Annotated in this window: 19 protein-coding genes and 2 rRNA genes; 13 read left to right on the forward strand and 8 right to left on the reverse strand. The window is 69.0% G+C overall.

All coding sequences use genetic code 11. From position 1 onward, the window contains the following. Positions 1 to 7: 7 nt before the first annotated feature. The gene (locus tag BM417_RS39980; RefSeq protein WP_093605287.1) at positions 8 to 325 is read right to left on the reverse strand and encodes a hypothetical protein; all 318 of its coding nucleotides are present in this window, start codon (positions 323 to 325) and stop codon (positions 8 to 10) included. A gap of 180 nt (positions 326 to 505) precedes the next feature. On the opposite strand from BM417_RS39980, the gene BM417_RS39985 reads away from it, so the two are divergent. Next, the gene (locus tag BM417_RS39985; protein ID WP_093605289.1) at positions 506 to 877 is read left to right on the forward strand and encodes an HAD domain-containing protein; all 372 of its coding nucleotides are present in this window, start codon (positions 506 to 508) and stop codon (positions 875 to 877) included. Between the two features lie 21 nt (positions 878 to 898). Here BM417_RS39985 and BM417_RS39990 read toward each other — a convergent pair whose 3' ends face one another. Together BM417_RS39990 and BM417_RS39995 are read right to left on the reverse strand one after the other, a co-directional pair. Further along, the gene (locus BM417_RS39990) at positions 899 to 1,306 is read right to left on the reverse strand and encodes a type II toxin-antitoxin system VapC family toxin (RefSeq protein ID WP_245822608.1); all 408 of its coding nucleotides are present in this window, start codon (positions 1,304 to 1,306) and stop codon (positions 899 to 901) included. Then, a complete protein-coding gene (locus tag BM417_RS39995; protein ID WP_093605291.1) occupies positions 1,294 to 1,581 on the reverse strand; it encodes a type II toxin-antitoxin system Phd/YefM family antitoxin in 288 nt (95 codons plus the stop codon). Before BM417_RS39995 ends, BM417_RS39990 begins: the two co-directional genes overlap by 13 nt. A gap of 141 nt (positions 1,582 to 1,722) precedes the next feature. Here BM417_RS39995 and BM417_RS40000 point away from each other — a divergent pair, with 141 nt between their 5' ends. After that, a complete protein-coding gene (locus BM417_RS40000) occupies positions 1,723 to 3,441 on the forward strand; it encodes a glycoside hydrolase family 5 protein (RefSeq protein WP_177320874.1) in 1,719 nt (572 codons plus the stop codon). Here the strand turns inward: BM417_RS40000 and BM417_RS40005 are convergent. Continuing rightward, positions 3,396 to 4,145: an arylamine N-acetyltransferase family protein gene (locus BM417_RS40005; RefSeq protein ID WP_093605295.1), complete on the reverse strand. Its 750-nt coding sequence runs from the start codon at positions 4,143 to 4,145 to the stop codon at positions 3,396 to 3,398. The two genes, BM417_RS40000 and BM417_RS40005, sit on opposite strands and share 46 nt — an antisense overlap. Positions 4,146 to 4,162: 17 nt before the next feature. Between BM417_RS40005 and BM417_RS40010 the strand changes: the two genes are divergently transcribed. From BM417_RS40010 to BM417_RS40050, 9 genes are all read left to right on the forward strand, one after another. Further along, positions 4,163 to 4,984 carry a DUF72 domain-containing protein gene (locus tag BM417_RS40010; RefSeq protein ID WP_093605297.1) on the forward strand — a complete coding sequence of 274 codons (822 nt, stop codon included), beginning with the start codon at positions 4,163 to 4,165 and terminating at the stop codon, positions 4,982 to 4,984. Between the two features lie 39 nt (positions 4,985 to 5,023). Beyond that, entirely contained in the window at positions 5,024 to 5,380 is a 357-nt protein-coding gene (locus BM417_RS40015) for a peptidase inhibitor family I36 protein (protein ID WP_093605299.1), read from the forward strand. A gap of 119 nt (positions 5,381 to 5,499) precedes the next feature. Next, positions 5,500 to 7,902, forward strand: a complete 2,403-nt coding sequence (locus BM417_RS40020) for an AAA family ATPase (protein ID WP_093605301.1) — start codon at positions 5,500 to 5,502, stop codon at positions 7,900 to 7,902. Further along, positions 7,899 to 8,285 carry a hypothetical protein gene (locus tag BM417_RS40025; protein WP_093605303.1) on the forward strand — a complete coding sequence of 129 codons (387 nt, stop codon included), beginning with the start codon at positions 7,899 to 7,901 and terminating at the stop codon, positions 8,283 to 8,285. The genes BM417_RS40020 and BM417_RS40025 overlap by 4 nt, the downstream gene beginning before the upstream one ends. A gap of 8 nt (positions 8,286 to 8,293) precedes the next feature. After that, entirely contained in the window at positions 8,294 to 9,130 is an 837-nt protein-coding gene (locus BM417_RS40030) for a metallophosphoesterase family protein (RefSeq protein WP_093605305.1), read from the forward strand. Further along, a complete protein-coding gene (locus tag BM417_RS40035; protein ID WP_093605307.1) occupies positions 9,127 to 11,757 on the forward strand; it encodes an AAA family ATPase in 2,631 nt (876 codons plus the stop codon). Before BM417_RS40030 ends, BM417_RS40035 begins: the two co-directional genes overlap by 4 nt. 277 nt (positions 11,758 to 12,034) lie before the next feature. After that, entirely contained in the window at positions 12,035 to 12,667 is a 633-nt protein-coding gene (locus BM417_RS40040) for a hypothetical protein (RefSeq protein WP_093605309.1), read from the forward strand. Between the two features lie 145 nt (positions 12,668 to 12,812). After that, complete coding sequence (locus BM417_RS40045; RefSeq protein ID WP_177320875.1) at positions 12,813 to 13,712, forward strand: helix-turn-helix domain-containing protein; 900 nt, start codon at positions 12,813 to 12,815, stop codon at positions 13,710 to 13,712. A gap of 125 nt (positions 13,713 to 13,837) precedes the next feature. Then, positions 13,838 to 14,755, forward strand: coding sequence for a hypothetical protein (locus BM417_RS40050; protein WP_093605313.1), 918 nt, complete (start codon positions 13,838 to 13,840; stop codon positions 14,753 to 14,755). On the opposite strand, the gene BM417_RS40055 is transcribed toward BM417_RS40050, so the two are convergent. Continuing rightward, positions 14,728 to 15,543, reverse strand: coding sequence for an NmrA family NAD(P)-binding protein (locus BM417_RS40055; protein WP_093605315.1), 816 nt, complete (start codon positions 15,541 to 15,543; stop codon positions 14,728 to 14,730). The genes BM417_RS40050 and BM417_RS40055 overlap by 28 nt on opposite strands. Positions 15,544 to 15,631: 88 nt before the next feature. Between BM417_RS40055 and BM417_RS40060 the strand changes: the two genes are divergently transcribed. Together BM417_RS40060 and BM417_RS40065 are read left to right on the forward strand one after the other, a co-directional pair. Continuing rightward, positions 15,632 to 15,991, forward strand: coding sequence for a nucleotide pyrophosphohydrolase (locus tag BM417_RS40060; protein WP_093605317.1), 360 nt, complete (start codon positions 15,632 to 15,634; stop codon positions 15,989 to 15,991). Between the two features lie 11 nt (positions 15,992 to 16,002). Then, entirely contained in the window at positions 16,003 to 16,578 is a 576-nt protein-coding gene (locus BM417_RS40065) for an LURP-one-related/scramblase family protein (protein WP_245822610.1), read from the forward strand. Here BM417_RS40065 and BM417_RS48225 read toward each other — a convergent pair. From BM417_RS48225 to BM417_RS40075, 3 genes are all read right to left on the reverse strand, one after another. Beyond that, a complete protein-coding gene (locus BM417_RS48225) occupies positions 16,575 to 16,739 on the reverse strand; it encodes a hypothetical protein (protein WP_177230081.1) in 165 nt (54 codons plus the stop codon). The two genes, BM417_RS40065 and BM417_RS48225, sit on opposite strands and share 4 nt — an antisense overlap. Positions 16,740 to 16,914: 175 nt before the next feature. After that, positions 16,915 to 17,031, reverse strand: a 5S ribosomal RNA gene (gene rrf, locus BM417_RS40070). Between the two features lie 89 nt (positions 17,032 to 17,120). Then, a 23S ribosomal RNA gene (locus BM417_RS40075) occupies positions 17,121 to 17,433 on the reverse strand; the annotation flags it as partial.

Genomic DNA, 17,433 nt, shown 5'->3' on the forward strand with positions numbered 1-17,433 from the left:
CGGGGCTTCACTCCGTTTCGGGCAGGTACTGCTCCGCGCTGCCGTCCTCGCGGATGAAGTAGGCGTCGATGTTCGTCGCGCGCAACGTCACCTCGGAGCCCGCCACCAGGTCCCGGTAACGCAGCAGGTCCGGCAGGCCGATGGCGACGACCTCGAACGGGTTCTTCTGGCGCAGCATCAACGACCTGCGCAACGCCTCGCTGAACGCCCAGCGGGGTGAATCGTCGTCCTGCGGTACCTCTACCAGCGCGCCTTCGAGCTGACGTTCGAGCGCGGCCCGCACGTGGTCCGCCGTGCCCCACGTCGCGATGTCCGTGACAGTCATGTGTCACGTATCGGGATAAACCGCGGGATCATTAGCCGTTCGGATGTTTCGATCAGGTCATGTTCCCGTGTCGCGCGATCCTGTTGGACGCCGACGGCCGCTGACCCCGTTCCCCCTGCGCCCAGCCGGCTTCACCCACGCATCAAATCCGTCCGTACGGTTTTTTTCCGGCCCCTGCGTGTGTGGCTGGACCCGTCGCACGGTCCGTGGCTGCTCTCTCTCGCGGCGGCCACCGGCGCGGATCTGGTGTGGGCGACGACGTGGGAGCACGAGGCGAACGAGTTCATAGGACCGCGCATCGGACTGCCCGAACTGGAGTGGATCGACTTCGGCGGGCGCGGCGCGGATCACCGGGACGGCCACCACGGCAAGGTTCCCGCGATCACCGAGTGGGTGGGGACGCGTCCGATCGCGTGGCTGGACGACGACTTCCAGCCACGTGACCAGGAATGGGCGTCCAGCAGGCCGGACACGCTGCTGGTGCCGGTCGACCCGCGCAAGGGGATCGGCGCGGATCACCTGGAACGGGTCCGGGCGTTCCTCACCGGTTGACCGCGAACTCCCGCCGGGGGCTCAGACCTGACGGATCGGCACGACCTCCACGAGCCGTTCGACGTCCTTGAAGTCCTTGACGTTCATCGTCAGCACCGGCAGGCCCGCGACCGCCGCCGTGGCCGCGATCTGGAGATCCATCCGCCGCGGCCGAGGCGACCGGCCCGCCCGCCTCACCAGCGAAGCCATCTGCCCGTAGACCTTGGCCTCCTCGACGCCGAACGGCAGCACCTCGAACGTCTGCAGCGCCGCGTAGTACCGCTCCGTGCGCGCGAACCGCTCGACCGGGTCCTCGGTGTCGAGCCCGAACGCCAGCTCCGCGATCGTGACGGCGCTCAGGAACGGCCGGGCGTTCAGGTACTCGCCCAGGTTCGCCCGCTCCAGCCTGATCAGGACGCAGGTGTCGAGCAGACAGCTCAGCTCTGCCACGGGTCTACCAGCGGGTCGTCCGTGCCGAACACCTCGTCGGCGGCTCGCCGGTCGGCCTCCCAGCGGTCCGCGTCGACGGACGGCAGGGTGCCGAACAGCACCTGCGCCTCACCGAGCGACGGCCTCGAGACGACCTCCGCGCGATAGGGCGAGAGCTGGGCGACAGGCTTGTTGTTGCGGGTGACGACGAAGCTCTCACCCGCCTCGACGCGCCGCATGATCTCCGCGTTGTCGTTGCGGAGCTCACGCTGGCCGATGGCTTTGAGCTGCTGCATGCCACCACTGTAGCTCAACCCACCAATAAGTGCTACAGAGTAGCTACAGCCCCGCCCGGCCATCCGGCAGGCGTGAGCCGGCACGCCCTGCAACGCACAGGCTCTAGCGCAACGCCTCGGAACGCCGATACCGTCACATATGTGAAACCCATTCGCGTCTTGGCTCCCCTGCTCCTGGCCGCGAGTCTCGTGGCTCCCGTGCAAGCGCATGCGGAGGAGGCGGCCTGGACCGGCCCCCTCAGCACCCGAGGCCGGTGGATCGTCGACGCACACGGCGACCGCTTCAAGCTCAAGTCCGGCAACTGGCACGGTGCGAGCGGCACCTACAACGGTTCCGGCGACATCAACGACCCCGCCAACCACCACTCCGGCGAGAAGGCCGACCAGGTCCCGCTCGGGCTCGACCGCGCGACCATGGCCACGATCGTCAGCGGTTTCAAGGAGATCGGCGTCAACAGCGTCCGGCTGCCGTTCTCCAACCAGATGATCAAGGACACGAACCCCGTCAACGGCCTGAAGGACGCGCAGCTCAACGGAAAGCGGCCGCTCGAGGTCTACGACGCGGTCGTGGCCGAGCTGACCCGCAACAACGTCGCCGTCATCCTCAACAACCACACGACGACGTCCCGCTGGTGTTGCGGCGTCGACGGCAACGAGCGGTGGAACACCAGCCAGAGCACCGACCAGTGGATCAACGACTGGGCGTTCATGGCGGACCGCTACAAGGCGAACAAGCGAGTGGTGGGCGCCGACCTCTACAACGAGGTGCGCCGCAACGTCTGGGACGACCCGAACTGGGGCTGGGGCAACGACCACGACTGGCACAAGGCCTCGCAGCAGGCCGCGGACCGCATCCAGCAGACCGCACCGGACCTGCTGGTCATCGTCGAGGGCATCAACTGGACCGGCATCCCCGTCGACGGCTTCGCGCACGGCCGCCCGACGCTGGAGCCGGCCCGCTTCCTCAGTCACACGCTCGCCAACCCCGACAAGCTCGTCTACTCCGCCCACTTCTACGGCTACACGGGCCCGAACCACAGCGGCGCGACAGGAATCGGCGAGACGAGCGACCCGCGCTACCAGGACCTCTCGCCGCAGGACCACATCAACGTCCTGCAACGCCAGGCCTTCTTCATCACCGAGGCGCAGAAGCACTTCACCGCGCCGCTGTGGATCAGCGAGTTCGGCGTCGGCGGCCGCGACGAGAACAACCCCAAGGCACGCGACTGGTTCGAGCGGTTCGTGAACCAGCTGGTCGCGAACGACACCGACTTCGCGTACTGGCCGCTGGTCGGTTTCCACACCAACCGGGGTGGCAACGGATGGGCGTTGCTGCACTGGGACGCGGCCGGAAACCGCATGGGCGTCAACGACGGCGACGACTGGCGGGCGGGCGCGTGGAACCGTCTCGTCAACGCCCCGAGCCGTACCGGGCAGATCCCGCGTGAGACCCGCTGGAACCAGCTCGTCAAGGAATCCTGCCCGCAGAGCGAAAAACTCGTCGGCATCAGCCACACCGGCAACCGCGGCCTGTGCGTCAGCGGTCCACAGTGGAGCAACACGACCAGGGTCACCAACGAGCAGCACGTGACCAGCGACTGGGCCTCCGGCTACACGAAACTCCAGTGCCCGAACGGAAACGCGGCCGTCGGCTACGCGAACTTCACGCTGGTCTGCGCGCCCGTCGCACAGGGATCGCAGACACGAGTGCTGTGGTTCGACCGGAGCGACAACCGGCCGGACCAGGGCGGCGACTGGGCCAACGGGCACTACAAGGGCCAGTGCGCGCAGGACGAGCACATCGCCGGTGTCGCCTACAACTGGCGCAGGACCCCGGACGCGTTGCTCTGCCGGAAGTGACTCTGTTCGAACCTGATGGCGAAGTAGTCCTGGAAAGCGGCCACGGGATCCTCGATGTCGGTCGAGGTCCTGTGGCCGTTCTCCGTCACCACGATCTTCTTGTCCGTCACGGTGATCCGCCCGACCGGCAACGCGCGGGTCGCCATCGGTCCCTTGCGGAAGTGCGACTCCGGCGAGGTCTGCTGCCACCAGCAGGTCGGCACGAACTCCGCGAGCTCACGCGGTCTGCGCTCCAGCCGATAAGCCGGCGCACCGTCGTGGAACACGTCCACGTCGTCGCCGTTGTCCGCCAGCCGGAACACGCCGCCGGGGTCCTTCTGGTCCTCTCGCGACGTCCACGACAGCGGGTGCAGCGAGAACGACCCGAACCCGACGTCCACCAGCCAGGCACCGTCCACGAGCAGCGCCATGTGGTCGAACGGCGGCCCGAGCCGCTGCCCCTCGCCGTACACCCGCGCCGCGAGCAGGTCGACCGCGTACCCCAAGTCGCGCAACAACTCCGCGAACATCCCGTTGAGCTCGTAGCAGAACCCGCCGCGCCGCCGCACCACGATCTTGTCGTGCAGCCACGGGATCTCCAGCACGATCCGGGTGTCCATGTGGGTGTCGAGGTTCTCGAACGGGACGCTGAACAGGTGCCGTTCGTGCAGCTCCGCCAACGACGACGTGCGTGAGGCACCGATGCGCTGTAGGTAGTCGTCCACCGTGCCACGATAACCACATGGGCGAGGTCAGGATCGGCACTTCGGGATGGGTCTACCCGCCCTGGCGCGGCGTGTTCTACCCCAAGGGCGTCACGCAGAAGCGCGAGCTGGCCTACCTGAGCGAGCAGCTCGGCTCGGTCGAGATCAACGGCTCCTTCTACTCGCTGCAACGCCCGTCGAGCTACCGGAAGTGGGCCGCCGAGACACCGGACGACTTCGTGTTCGCGGTGAAGGGCAGCCGTTTCATCACGCACATGAAGCGCCTCAAGGACGGCCACGAGCTCCTCGCGAACTACCTGGCGTCCGGTGTCCTCGCGCTGGGCCCGAAACTCGGCCCCATCCTCTGGCAGCTCCCGCCCACGCTCCAGTTCGACGCGGACCTGCTCACCGCGTTCTTCGAGGCTCTCCCCCGCACCACCACCGAGGCCGCCGAGATCGCGAAACGGCACGACCACCGCGTCGACCCCGCCCACACCACCACGGACGCCGAACGGCCGATGCGCCACGCCCTCGAAGTCCGTCACGACAGCTACCACACGCCGGAGTTCGTGGACCTGCTCCGGCGCCACGACATCGCGCTGGTGGTCGCGGACGCCGCCGGCAAGTACCCGTTCATCGAAGAGGTGACGAGCGACTTCGTCTACGTCCGGCTGCACGGCCACGACGAGCTCTACGTCAGCGGCTACACCGACGAGGGCCTGGACCTGTGGGCCGGGAAGGTCAGGGCGTGGCGCGAGCAGGGCGACGTGTTCGTCTACTTCGACAACGACGCGAAGGCCTACGCCCCGCGCGACGCGATGGCGTTGCAGAAGCTGGTTCAAGATCGTCTAGCCGATTGATCCGAACGGACGCACACTCGTCGCAACGGAGGTGCGTCCATGTCGTCCAAGAGCCTCATCGCCGCCCTGGTGATCACTGCGGGCGCGGTTGCCTCCAGTGGGATCGCTGTTGCGCAGAGTGACAAGACCTGCGACAAGGGCGAGTTCTGCGTGTGGGCGGGGCCGGACTACACGGGGGCCGTGCAACGCCTCGACCTGGAGACCGCGAACCCCGGCGAGTGCATCACGCTGACCGTGGTGGGCCGGTCGTTCGCGAACCGTCTGAGCAGGGACGCGAGCGTGTACCAGCGGGAGAACTGCTCGACCGAGGCCGAGTTCACCACCTACCCGAGACACGGCACCTACGTGCCGGACGCGTACTTCGTGATCAGGGGCCTTCAGGTGTGGGGGCCATAACGACGCCGAGCTACTTTAGTCACCCTATGTAACACCACTCGATCGTGTGAGTACTCATCAGTAGCTCCACTTTCGTGCCTAAGTTGCCGCCCTATCGAGTGGTGGCAGCTGGAGGAAATGTGACCGTGGCGGGTGAAGCCGGGTTACTCGAACTGATGGCCGGGCGACTGGCCAAGGACGATCTCACCCCGAGAGCGGCAGAACTGGTGCTGGCGGCGTGCCGGGGCGATGGTGCGCTGGACCGCGCCCTCGCCGGCGTGCCCGGCCAGGAGGGCGCCCCGCGGGAGCAGACGGACGGCCCCGGTCACGGGATCTACCTGTCGGAGATCCGGGTGCGCGGCTTCCGGGGCATCGGTCCCCAGGCACGTCTGCCGCTCGCACCGGGTCCTGGCCTGACCGTCGTCACCGGACGCAACGGCTCGGGCAAGTCGAGCTTCGCCGAGGCCGCGGAACTGGCGCTGACCGGGTACAACGCCCGCTGGACCCGTGCGCGGCACGACGTGTGGCGGCAGGGCTGGCGCAACCTGCACCGGCCCGACACCGCCGTCGAACTGGATCTCGTCCAGGCCGCACGGCCGGGCAGGACGACGATCCGAAGACGCTGGGCTCCGGGGGAAGATCCGACACAGGGCGAGTGGACGCAGGACAACGAGCCGTTCGACGACCGCAGGTGGCACGACGCACTGGAGACCTACCGCCCGTTTCTGCCGTACAGCGAACTGGGGACCGTTCTCGACGCACAGCCAGAGGATCTCTACGAGGCGATGCACCGCCTTCTGGGTCTGGAGGCGATCACCGAGGCACAGCAGTCGCTCGCCGAGCACCGCAAGCGCCTCGCGGAGATCGTCGCCCGCCCCTACGACCGGCGGGAACGGGTGCGCGCCGAACTGGCGGCCTCCGCGGACGAACGCGCCCGCCGTGCCGCCGAACTGCTCGGCAGCGACTCCCCCGACCTCGACGCGATCGCGGATCTCGCGCTCAGGGCCGACGTCGGCAGCGGGATCAGCCTGCTGCACCAGATCGTGGACATCACGCTGCCGCCCGACGACGAGATCGACAGGGTCCGCGAGACGCTCGACCTGGCGCTCGGCACGGTGACCGCGGTGGCGACCGCCAACGCGCAGGACTCGTTGCGGTGCAGCGAGATACTGCGGCTCGCGATCCAGCTCCAGGAGTCCGGCGGCACCGAGTCGTGCCCGGTGTGCGACCTCGGCCGGCTCGACAAGCTGTGGCTCGGCAAGGCCAAGGAACGCGCCGCGCACCTCGCCAAGGCCGCCGCGGACCTGCACGAGGCCGCGGACCGGCTGGACCTCGCGGTGGCGGCCACGCGCGCGTTGTGCCAGCCGGCGCCGGACGTGCTGGTCGAGGCGCAGGACATGCTCGACACGACGGCCGTGCTGCACGCGTGGCAGGCGTGGGAGGCGTGCGCCTCGCTCGACGACCCGATGCGGCTGCGCCAGGAGATGTTCGACCGCTACGCGGAGCTCGCGCAGGCCGTGGAACAGCTGAAGTCCGTGGCGCGCGAGCAGATCGACCGGCGCGACCTGGTGTGGCGGCCGATGGCGATCGCGCTGTTCGAGTGGCATTCCCAGGCCCAGCAGGCACTGGCGGACTCCGAAGGGCTCGCCGACGTCACCGAGGCGGAGAACTGGATCCGCAAGACCGCGGCCACTCTGCGGTCGGAGCGCATCGCGCCGTTCGCCAAGGAGTCGCAGCGGATCTGGCAGCGGTTGCGCCAGCAGAGCAACGTCGACCTGGGCGCGGTGCGCATGGGCGGCACCCGCAACGTCGAGCTGGACGTGTCGGTCGACGGCGCCTCCAACTCGGCGCTGGCGGTGATGAGCCAGGGAGAGCTGCACTCCCTGGGGCTGGCGTTGTTCCTGCCGCGCGCGATGGTGGACGAGAGCCCGTTCCGGTTCGTGATGATCGACGACCCCGTGCAGGCGATGGACGCGTCCAAAGTGGACGGTCTGGCGCAGGTGCTCGCGGACGTCGGGCTCACCCGCCAGGTCGTGGTCTTCACGCACGACGAACGACTGGTGGAGGCGCTGCGGCGGTTGCGGCTGAGCGGCACCGTCTGGGAGGTCTGCCGCGGCGAGGCGTCCGTCGTGCAGGTGCGGATGTCCGACGACGCAGTCGGCCGGTGCCTCAACGACGCCCGTGCGATGCGCACCGACGAAGATCTGCCGGAGACGCTGCGGGCGGAACTGGTGGCGTCGTGCTGCCGGACGGCCCTGGAAGCGGCGTCGCACGCGAGGTTCCGGCGCGAACGGCTCGGGCGCGGGATGCCGCACGCCGAGGTCGAACGCGTGCTGGAGTGCGCGTTGACGACCAGGCAGAAGCTCGCACTGGCCGTGCTCGACGACTTCGCGGAACCGGCGAAGCTGTTACCGCACCTGGAGGACGTCGTCGGGTCGTGGGCGGTCGATCTGCTGCACGCCTGCCGAGTCGGTGGTGAGAGCGGAGACCTGGACGTGCTGATCCGCGACACGGAACTGCTCGCGGGGTGGTTGCAGCGATGAACCTCCCCTCGGACGTGCAGGACCGGCTGACCTGCGTCGCGAACCTGCTGGCACGCCCGGAGCAGCTCGACGGCGTGCGAATCCGTTGCTGCGCCGAACTGTTGCGCACGGCCGTGGAACGGTCGGTGGCCCGCGCCTGCGGCGCCGAGAACTCCGACCAGCCGGTGCACGCACTGCTGGTCAGTCTTCCGTTCCACACAGACCCTGATGTGGCCCATGACGCCTCACAGCTGTGGCACGCGCTGAGCCGCGCGATCCGGCACCACGGCTACGAGCTCACCCCGACCGTCGCGGAGCTGATCGGCTGGCACGCCGACACCGCGGACGTGAGCGAGGCGCTCGGGATGCCACTGACCCTGTCCGGCACCATCGAACTCACCTGAGGGCACCGGTGAAACTGCTGCTGTTCGCGGACCTGCACCTGGACACGCGCTTTTCCAGCGCGGGCCCGGAGCGGCGTCAAGCCTTGCGCGACACCCTGGGCCACATCGTCGACCTCGCCCGGGAGACCGGCGCCGACGCGATGCTCTGCGCCGGCGACCTGTACGAGCACGATCGCTGTTCCCCTTCCACCGCCGCGTTCCTCCAGTCGGCGTTCGACTGCTCGCTGCCGGTCTTCCTGGCACCGGGCAACGACGACTGGTACGGACCTCAGTCGGTCTACCAGCAGGTGGACTGGACGCCGAACGTGCACGTGTTCTCGTCGGAGTCGCTGACGCCGGTCGAACTCACCGACGGCGTCACGCTGTGGGGTTCCGCCCACGTCGGACCCGGACCCGCGCGGGACGTCCTCGACGGCTTCGCGGTGAACCGCGGTGGCGTGAACCTGGCCCTGTGTCACGGTTCCACGCCCGGCGACGTCGCGATCACCGGCCTCGACCACGCGTTCCTCGGGCACGTCCACACGCCGGAGCACGCCGCCGACTACACGTTCCCGGGCAACCCGGATCCGCTGACGCCGGGGGAGACCGGCGAGCGAGGGGCCGTTCTGTGCACGGTGCGCGAGGACGGTTCGGTGTCGCGGGAGGTGTTCGACGTGTCGGCGTCGCGGTCGCTCGGCTGGCAGGACGCCGAGCGGACGTTCCCGTTGCTGGACTTCGACACCGTCGCCGCGGAACGGACTGTGCGCGGCCAGTTCGTGCGCGACGTGCTCGCTGATCCTTCTTTGGACGTGGCTCTGCGTGGCCGCGTGCTCTCGACCGGCCTGCGGGCCTTGGAGGAACGTTGAGGATCGAGTCCGTCACCGCGCACGCGTTCGGGCCCCTGCACGACCGCACGCTGCCGTTGGCGCCCGGTCTGACCGTGGTGTCGGGCGTGAACGAGTCCGCGAAGTCGTCCTGGCACGCCGCCATCCGCGCGGCTCTGTGCGGTGCACCGTCGGCGCGGCACCGGCCGTGGACCGGCGAGTCCTGGCGCGTGGCGGCCATGGTGTCGCTGGAGTCCGGTGAAGTCGTCGCGGTGGACCGTGATCTGAACGACGACGCGGCCCCGGACGTCTCGCTGCGGCTCGGTCTGGACCGCACGTCGTTCGCCGCCACCGCGTGCGTGGACCAGGCACAGCTGCTGACCGTGCTGGACGCGGCGAACGGCCTGCAGGACCACCTGCGGCGCGCGGCGGCCACCGCGGGCACGGACGGCACGGTGGAGCAGGCGCTGCAACGGCTGACCGCGCCCGTGGACGCGTTGCGGGACGCGCGAAACCGCTTGCGCGAGGCCGAAACCGACCTGACCGCGGCACGCCGGGAGCACACCCGTTATCTGGAACTGAGCACCCGGGCCCGTTCGGCCGCCGCCGCTCGTGCCCGCCTGGCCGTTCAGGAGCACACGGCGTCGCTCGACGCGCTTTCTGCTCGGGTGGCACGGCTCAGTGAGCTGCAGGAGCGCTTCGGCGACTGCCCGCCGTCCGGACTGGCCGCGCAGGAAGAACTGACCCACGCGGTGAACCGTGCGCTGGCCGCGTGGCGTGCCGCACCGACGCCGCGCGCGCTGACAGGTCCGACCGCGGCGGCCCTGGAGGCCGAACTCCGGGCCCTGCCGGACTTCCCGGTCGGCGAGACCGCGCTGGACGACGAACTCCGCGTCGTGGCCTCGGCGTACGCGACCGCGTCCGCCGTCGCCGCCGCGCACAACGAGCGCCGGCCGTCACCGCGGACCACCGCCGAACCGTCCGTGCTGCGCGGCCTCGCGACGCGTCTGGACCCGGCCGCCGGTGCCCGCCTGACCACCGCGTCGATCGACGTCGACACCGCCCGCCAGTACCAGGACGAGGCCGCCGCCGACGCGGCCCGCACCCAGGTCGAAGCGGACGTGGCGGCAACGCGCGTGCAGGAGATCGCGGTGCCGAACCCGTTCCTGCGCAACGCTTTGCTGGCCCTGAGCTGCCTGACGAGCCTGGTGGGCGTACTGCTCTTCCTGACCGGCCAGCAACTCGCCGCCATCGGCGTCCTCATCGCCGCGCTGGTGGCCGGCGTCGGCGGCGCGATGTCCCGCGGCAACGCGGCCCAGCGCGAGACCGCCATGGCCTTCGCCGCCGAACGCGCGACCATCGCAGCCCAGGCGCGCAGCGTGCTGTTCAACGCCGACCGCACCCTGGCCGAGGCCGAGGGGCAGCGAGCGGTGGCCGTGGAAGCAGCACGCGTCCACGACTCGGCCGTCGCCGAGTGCGCGTCGCTGGGCGTGCCCGCGGACCGCGAAACGTTGTGGCGCCTGGCGAACCGCCCCGCCTGGGAGGCCGAACACGCCGACCTGATGTCCGAGGTGGCACGCACCGAGAAGGCGATCCGCGTGGAACTCGCCGCACGCGGCAAGGTGGACGCCTCGATGCCCGTGCCGGACCTGCTGGTGGACTACGAGACCGACTGCAAGGTGCGCGCCCGCCAGGCGGCGATGGCGGCCCATCGCCCCCAGCTGTCCCAAACCCTGGCAGACCGCCGTCAGGCCGAGGCCACCGTCGCCGAGGCCACCGCCGCCCACACCCGAGCCCTGGTGCTGCTGCGCCAGGCCGTGACCGCGATCGGCCGCACCGGCGAACGCCCCGAGGACCTCCTGCGCGCGATCGCCGAGTGGCAACGCGGCTGGGACGACCTCCTGCGCGAGGCCGAGGACGAACGCAAGGCGTGGGCCGAACTCCAGTCGTTGCTGGCCGCGGGAACCCTGGACGACCTGGAAGCCACCCTCTCCGCGGCCCAGACCCACCACACCGCTCTCCTCGAGACCGCCCTCCGCTACGCGGCCTGCGACCCGGTGGACCCGTCCCTGGCCGCGGCGGCGGATTCCTTGGCGGCCACCGTCACGGAGATGGCCCGCTCGCTGTCGAGCGTCCCGGAAGCCGAGGAAGCAGTGCAGGTGGCCGCGGCGGCACTGGCCGAGGTGACCGCCGAGGTGGAGGCCATCGACCTGGCCTCCCGCTACCTGACCGCGGCCCGCGAAAAGGTGCACAGCACCATCGCCCCGGCCCTGGAGAACACCCTCAGAACCTGGCTGCCCAGGGTGACCGACGGCCGCTACGTCGACGCCGCCGTGGAGGCGTCGACCCTGACCGTGCGCGTGTGCGCGGCCTCCGAGTCGTGGCACCAGGCCGCACACCTGTCCCTCGGCACAGCCGAACAGATCTACCTGCTGCTGCGCGTAGCCCTCGCCCAGCACCTCGCCTCCGAGCCGTGCCCGCTACTGCTGGACGACGTCACCGTGCAGGCCGACGACGCCCGCACACGCGCCATGCTCGACCTGCTGCTCCAGCTGTCCGCGGACCGGCAGATCGTGCTGTTCGCGCAGGAGACCGCAGTGGTCGAGTGGGCGCACGAGCGGCTGGGTGAGCGGGACGCGCTGCACGAGCTCACGCCGGTGGCGGCCTGACCAGGAGAAAGGCCGCGAGTACGGTGCCCTGGGCGACATCGCCCAGGGCACCGCTTCGTCATGTCTGGCGGGACTCGTCTCGCTGTTCCCCGCTCCGAGGCACGACTGTCGGAAGGCCTGTCAGCGACCGACACGATGGCGATGCCGCAAAGGTCACCTGTGTCGCGCCCGGCGCATCCCGCCGACACCGCGTCCAGGGGCGCCGCGCACTTCCGCAAGCACACCACCTGAACTGCGGTTTCCCGGAAATGTCAGACCCCGTCGCTACCGTCGGCCCATGACCAACGCCGCCTTCCGCAAGCTCACCCCCACCACCGGCGAGAAGCTCGCCGACCTGGGCCTGCGCCTCGCGATCCTGGACCGCGCGATCGCCGCCGGTATCGACGCGCGTGCCGCCTCGCCGCCGTTCGGGCCGACCAACGCGCCAGGCCTGCTCGACTGGATCCACCGGGTGGGCACGTTGCGCCGGCTCCTCGCGGCCGAGGGGTGGCAGCGGCTCGACCACTGGAACGCCGGCCTCATCCAGCACCCGTCGCGGCCGATCCTGCTGGGCACGTTGCAGGGCAACCGCGGCACTGGGTCTCCGGACGCGCCGTTGCGCAGCGACTACGCGAAAGGGCCCGCCATCGCGGCGATGATGCGGGACAACGACCACGACCAGTTCGCGCTGTTCGAGAACGTGCGCAGCGAGGGGCTGAAGCTGTGGTTCCTGGTGACGTACCCGCTGCAACTGGAAGATCGGCTCGTGGTGTTGCGCGAGGTGTCGCAGCCGGAGCCGACGCCGCAGAACCAGGTCATCGAGCGGTGGGCTCATCGGATCCCGTTGCCGCCGATGGAGTTCCCGCAGCGCAGGACACCCAATGTGGACGGTCCGGAGGAGGTCGACTTCCCCATCGCGCTCCGGCGCTGAGCAACGGCAGGAGCTTCACCGAGCGGTGTCGACCTCGAGCAGCACGAGCCCCATGCCAGGCCGAACTGGCGCAACGCGCCTGCCTGACCGGTACATCTGGACCCGCCTGGCGGCCTGTCACGGCGCCAGCGACAATGGCCGGATCATGCTCACGCCCTCGCGACTCACGCTCGCCCGCACCCGGCGCGGACTCACCGCTGCCGAGCTGGCGCGGAAGTCGGGTGTGCCCGCACGGGCCATCGGCGAGTACGAGCGCGGGCTGCGCAGGCCCAAGGCCGCCGCGGTCGAATCGCTGGCGGGAGCGCTCGGTTTCCCGGCCGAGTTTCTGACCGCGCCGGAGCCACCAAGGCCCCAGAACGCGCCGCACGACGCTCAAGCGACGGCGGCCGCGCAGCTCGCGATCGAGTTCAACGGCTGGCTGGACCGGCTGTTCGTGCTCCCCCAGCCCTCCCTGCCGCCGCCGCGCACCTCGCCGCAGGGCACGCGGGACGCGTGGCGGCTCGCCACCGGGCCGGCACCGAACATGGTGCAGCTGCTCGAGTCCCACGGTGTGCGGGTGTTCTCGCTGCCGGTCGACTGCGCCGAACAGGAAGCCTTCTCCTGCTGGCACAACGGAACTCCGTTCCTGTTCCTCACCCCGACCGCGACGCCGGAGCAGGCGCGGTTCGACGCTGCCGTCCAGCTCGCCGTACTTCTCGGGCACGACGAGCCGCACGAGTTCGCCGCCGAGTTCCTGATGCCCCAGCGGCAGCTGCCCGGCACCGACCACCGGCACTGGCACGTGGGCAGAGAACAGTTCACGAAGTGGGCGAACGTCCACAGCCTCGTGCCGGGCGGCATGACGCGCCGGGAGACCTCGAAACTGCTCACCAAGGTGTTCAAGGTCCTCCGCGAGAACGGCACTCCGCCGCTGCACGTGGCCAAGGAACTGAACCTGGGCCTCGAAGAGCTCAACGGGCTGGTGTTCGGGCTCGTGCTGACCGCGTTGCCGGGTGGCGGCGAACCGGGGCCGAGAGGACGCGCGCGTCTCACCCTGGTCCACTGATCGATTCTGGTCACAGGCTGAAGTGCGCAGGCTGTCGTACTAGGCCAAATGAGCGAACTGTGAAACGCATCGCCCGGCATACCCGACACTGAGAGTGACGGGAAGCCGAGTCGTGAGGATGCCCCATGACGATGCAGCAACGCACAGAACCTTCGCCTGCCGCCGTTTTGATCGCCGTTGCCGTGCTCGCGCTGGTTCTGACCGTTGCTTTCGGCCCACTGGGCTTCGTCATCGGACTCGCGCTGTTCGCGTTGATGTTCGTCGGCACCAAGAAGAACTCGGCCGAGCAGATCGCCCCGACGCGCACCCGTTCGCGGCTCCGCCGGCTGTCCACGGCCGGGCGGGTGGCGATCGTCGGCGAAGCGCATCACCAGGACGCCATCGCCGAGGTGGCCGGTCTCGCCACGCTCGGCCTCCACGACGACACCTCCGTCCCAGCGACCGCGGTGCTGGTGCCGGAGCCCGCCGGCCGGCACGATCGCGCGGCGGTGCGGGTCGACCTGCTGCGGGGCGACGGCACCGCGATCACCGCCGGCTATCTGCGCAGCGAGCAGGCCGCCGACTACCAGCCGCTCCTGGACGAACTGGCCGAGCGCGGCGAGGTCGGCTCGTGCCCGGCCCGCATCGTCGGCAGCGGCCAGCCCTATGGCGTGCACCTGTATCTCGGCGTGCCGCGGCTGCTGCTGCTCGATCACGAGGCACTCGGCACGGCACCGACACTGCCCGCCGAACATCAGGTCGCCGTCATGGGCGAGAGGGCCCATCAGCACGTGCTGCACCGCGTCGTGAACGGCCGCACTCCCGTCCACGTGATCGCCGAACTCCGCGCCTGCCGAATCGCTAGAGGCTCTCACACCGGTGAACACACTCTTGAGGTGCTGCTCGAAGGCGAGTGCATCGGCCAGCTCACGTATGCGATGGGTCTTCGCTACTGCGACATGGCGCAGGAGTGGCGCGCCCGCACGGGGCGCGCGCTCTGCGAAGCCGTCATCACCAACGAGGGCACGCGCGGACTTCAGGCGAACTTGCTGCTGCCCAGGTAGTCGGCGAACGTCCGCGGCTCACGGCCGAGGACCCGTCGCACGTCGTCGGACAGGTGCGCCTCTTCTCCCGCGCGGACGCGCACGAGCAGCATCGTGACGAGGTCCGCGATCTCGTCCGGGTAGCCGAGCCCGCGCAACGAGGCGGCGTACTCGTCCGGCTCGACGTCGTTGTACCGAACGGGCTTGCCCGTCACCGCGCCGATCCGCGCCAGCATCTCGGCGAACGACAACGCCTCGGGCCCGCTCAGGTCGTAGGTCTGCCCGTGGTGACCGGGCTGGGTCAGCGCGACGACGGCGACCTCGGCGATGTCCACGACATCGATGAACGGGTGGATGCCCTGACCGGCGGGAACGGCCAGCTCACCGTGCCGCACGGCCTCCGCGAACAGGTCCTCGTCGAAGTTCTGCATGAACCAGGTGGGCCGCAGGATCGTCCACTCGGCACCCGAGTCCTTGATCGCCGCCTCGAACGGGTCGTCCTCGGGAGCGCCGCGCATCGACAGCAGCACGAGCCGGGTGACGCCCGCCTTCACCGCGACCGTCACGAACTCCGCGAGTTGCAAGGGGCTGTCCGGCGCCACGACGTAGACGGCGGTGGTGCCGGCGACCGCGGGTTCCCAGGTGTCCGGGCTGGACCAGTCGAACCTGGTGCCGCCGAAGACCGACGCTGCGGAACGCGACGCCGGACGGGCGGCGGGGCCGAGAAGAGCGGTGACGCGGCGGCCGGTCTTGCCGGTGGCGCCGAGCACGAGGATGGACGAGGTGTTGATTGCGCTTGATGTTGACATGACTAGAGCTAATCAACGTTGACGCGGACGATCCATGCTTGAACAGCCGCCATCCTTGCTCGTTCGTCCACGTGGTACTTAGTGGAGCATGAGTCAGCGTGATCTCGTGGACCTGAGGGACGCCCTGCGCGCGTTCGCCGCCGCCCGCGACTGGGACAGCTACCACACGCCCAAGAACCTGGTGATGGCCTTGTCCGGGGAGGTCGGCGAGCTCACCGACCTCTTCCAGTGGCTGACGCCCGAAGAGGCGAAAGACGCGATGAAAGACCCTGAACTCGCCTGGAACGTCCGGGACGAGCTCGCTGACGTGATGCACTACCTCACCAGGCTCGCGGACAAGCTCGGCGTCGACCTCATCGAGGCCGCGTTCGCCAAGATCGAACGCAATGAGCGGCGGTTCCCCACCGGGAGCCTGACCCCCGTGCCTGTCGAGAAGGGGGAGTTGTGAGTCTCCAGAACGTGCACGTCTTACACATGCACCAGAAGGTCACGTTCATGATCAACCGGTACGAGGTCTTCGTCGACGACAACGGCCGCCCGGGCCAGCTGGTCGGCTTCGCCGAGCAGAAGAGGCTCAAGATCAAGGAACGGGTCACGGTCTACACCGACTCGTCGAAGAGCCAGGTGCTGTTCGAGTTCAACGCCCGCAAGGTGATCGATCTGGGCAGCGGCTACGACGTGACGGACGAGCAGGGCAGGTCGATCGGGTTGTTCCGCAAGGACTTCGCCAAGTCGCTGCTGCGGTCGACCTGGCACCTCGAACAGCCGGGTCGCGGGCCGGCGATCGGCGCCGAGCGGAACAAGTGGCTCGCGGGCTTTCGCCGGCTGTGGCAGTGGATCCCGTACATCGGAGACGCGCCGTTCCCCATGCGCTACCACTTCGACTTCGCGGCGGAGAACGGCGCTCCCGTGTTCAGCGTCGACAAGAAGACCTGGGTTCGTGACCACTACCTCGTCTCGATCCAGGATCCTGGCGTCGACCGCCGGCTCGTGATCGCTCAGGCCGTGGCGCTCGACGCGCTGCAGTCCCGCTAGAGGTACGTGAGCAGGAGGAGGATCAGGCACACCAGCAGCACGACACCGAGCACCGCGGGCAGGACCGACTGCGACGACGGCGCGGGCTCGCGGGCGTGCCTGCCCCGCCTCCTGCGCGCTCGCCACCGCAAAGGTGCCTCCCCTGCCCACTGCTCGTTCATGACGATCACGGTAGGGACCGGGAAGCCGAGCTTGACTCACGTCACCCGCTCGCCGGGGTCTCATCACCCGGACAGCCGCTCAAGAACACGGCGCCACTTGCACGAAGACATGAAAAAGGGCATGAAAAAGCCCTGCGGGGAGCGCTTGTGGCGCTCAACCCGCAGGGCAAATTAAGTTCGGCGGCGACCTACTCTCCCACACCGTAACCAGTGCAGTACCATCGGCGCAGAAGGGCTTAACTACCGGGTTCGGAATGGGACCGGGTGTTTCCCCAACGCTATAACCACCGAAACACTATGAAATTACAACCAGCAACCCCGCGGGGTCGCGATCGGTTCTGGTTGTTCTTCCAGAACCGCACAGTGGATGCGTAGCGTCTTTGTAACAAGTCCTCGGCCTATTAGTACCAGTCAGCTCCAACCGTTACCGGTCTTCCACCTCTGGCCTATCAACCCAGTGGTCTAGCTGGGGGCCTTAACCCACAAAGGGTGGGATACCTCATCTTGGAACGAGCTTCCCGCTTAGATGCCTTCAGCGGTTATCCCTTCCGAACGTAGCCAACCAGCAATGCTCTTGGCAGAACAACTGGCACACCAGCGGTCCGTCCGTCCCGGTCCTCTCGTACTAGGGACAGCCTTCCTCAAGTATCCTACGCGCGCGGCGGATAGGGACCGAACTGTCTCACGACGTTCT

The organism is Lentzea waywayandensis (assembly GCF_900115955.1).
GTDB classification, from domain to species: domain Bacteria; phylum Actinomycetota; class Actinomycetes; order Mycobacteriales; family Pseudonocardiaceae; genus Lentzea; species Lentzea waywayandensis.

Bases quoted from the DNA above. Each gene is read 5' to 3' on its own strand.
- BM417_RS40025 (WP_093605303.1), top strand. From the start codon at position 7,899: ATGAACCTCCCCTCGGACGTGCAGGACCGGCTGACCTGCGTCGCGAAC.
- BM417_RS39995 (WP_093605291.1), bottom strand. From the start codon at position 1,581: ATGCAGCAGCTCAAAGCCATCGGCCAGCGTGAGCTCCGCAACGACAAC.
- BM417_RS40015 (WP_093605299.1), top strand. From the start codon at position 5,024: ATGTCGTCCAAGAGCCTCATCGCCGCCCTGGTGATCACTGCGGGCGCG.
- BM417_RS40045 (WP_177320875.1), top strand. From the start codon at position 12,813: ATGCTCACGCCCTCGCGACTCACGCTCGCCCGCACCCGGCGCGGACTC.
- BM417_RS48225 (WP_177230081.1), bottom strand. From the start codon at position 16,739: ATGAACGAGCAGTGGGCAGGGGAGGCACCTTTGCGGTGGCGAGCGCGC.
- BM417_RS40010 (WP_093605297.1), top strand. From the start codon at position 4,163: ATGGGCGAGGTCAGGATCGGCACTTCGGGATGGGTCTACCCGCCCTGG.
- BM417_RS40055 (WP_093605315.1), bottom strand. From the start codon at position 15,543: ATGTCAACATCAAGCGCAATCAACACCTCGTCCATCCTCGTGCTCGGC.
- BM417_RS40060 (WP_093605317.1), top strand. From the start codon at position 15,632: ATGAGTCAGCGTGATCTCGTGGACCTGAGGGACGCCCTGCGCGCGTTC.
- BM417_RS40050 (WP_093605313.1), top strand. From the start codon at position 13,838: ATGACGATGCAGCAACGCACAGAACCTTCGCCTGCCGCCGTTTTGATC.
- BM417_RS40040 (WP_093605309.1), top strand. From the start codon at position 12,035: ATGACCAACGCCGCCTTCCGCAAGCTCACCCCCACCACCGGCGAGAAG.
- BM417_RS39980 (WP_093605287.1), bottom strand. From the start codon at position 325: ATGACTGTCACGGACATCGCGACGTGGGGCACGGCGGACCACGTGCGG.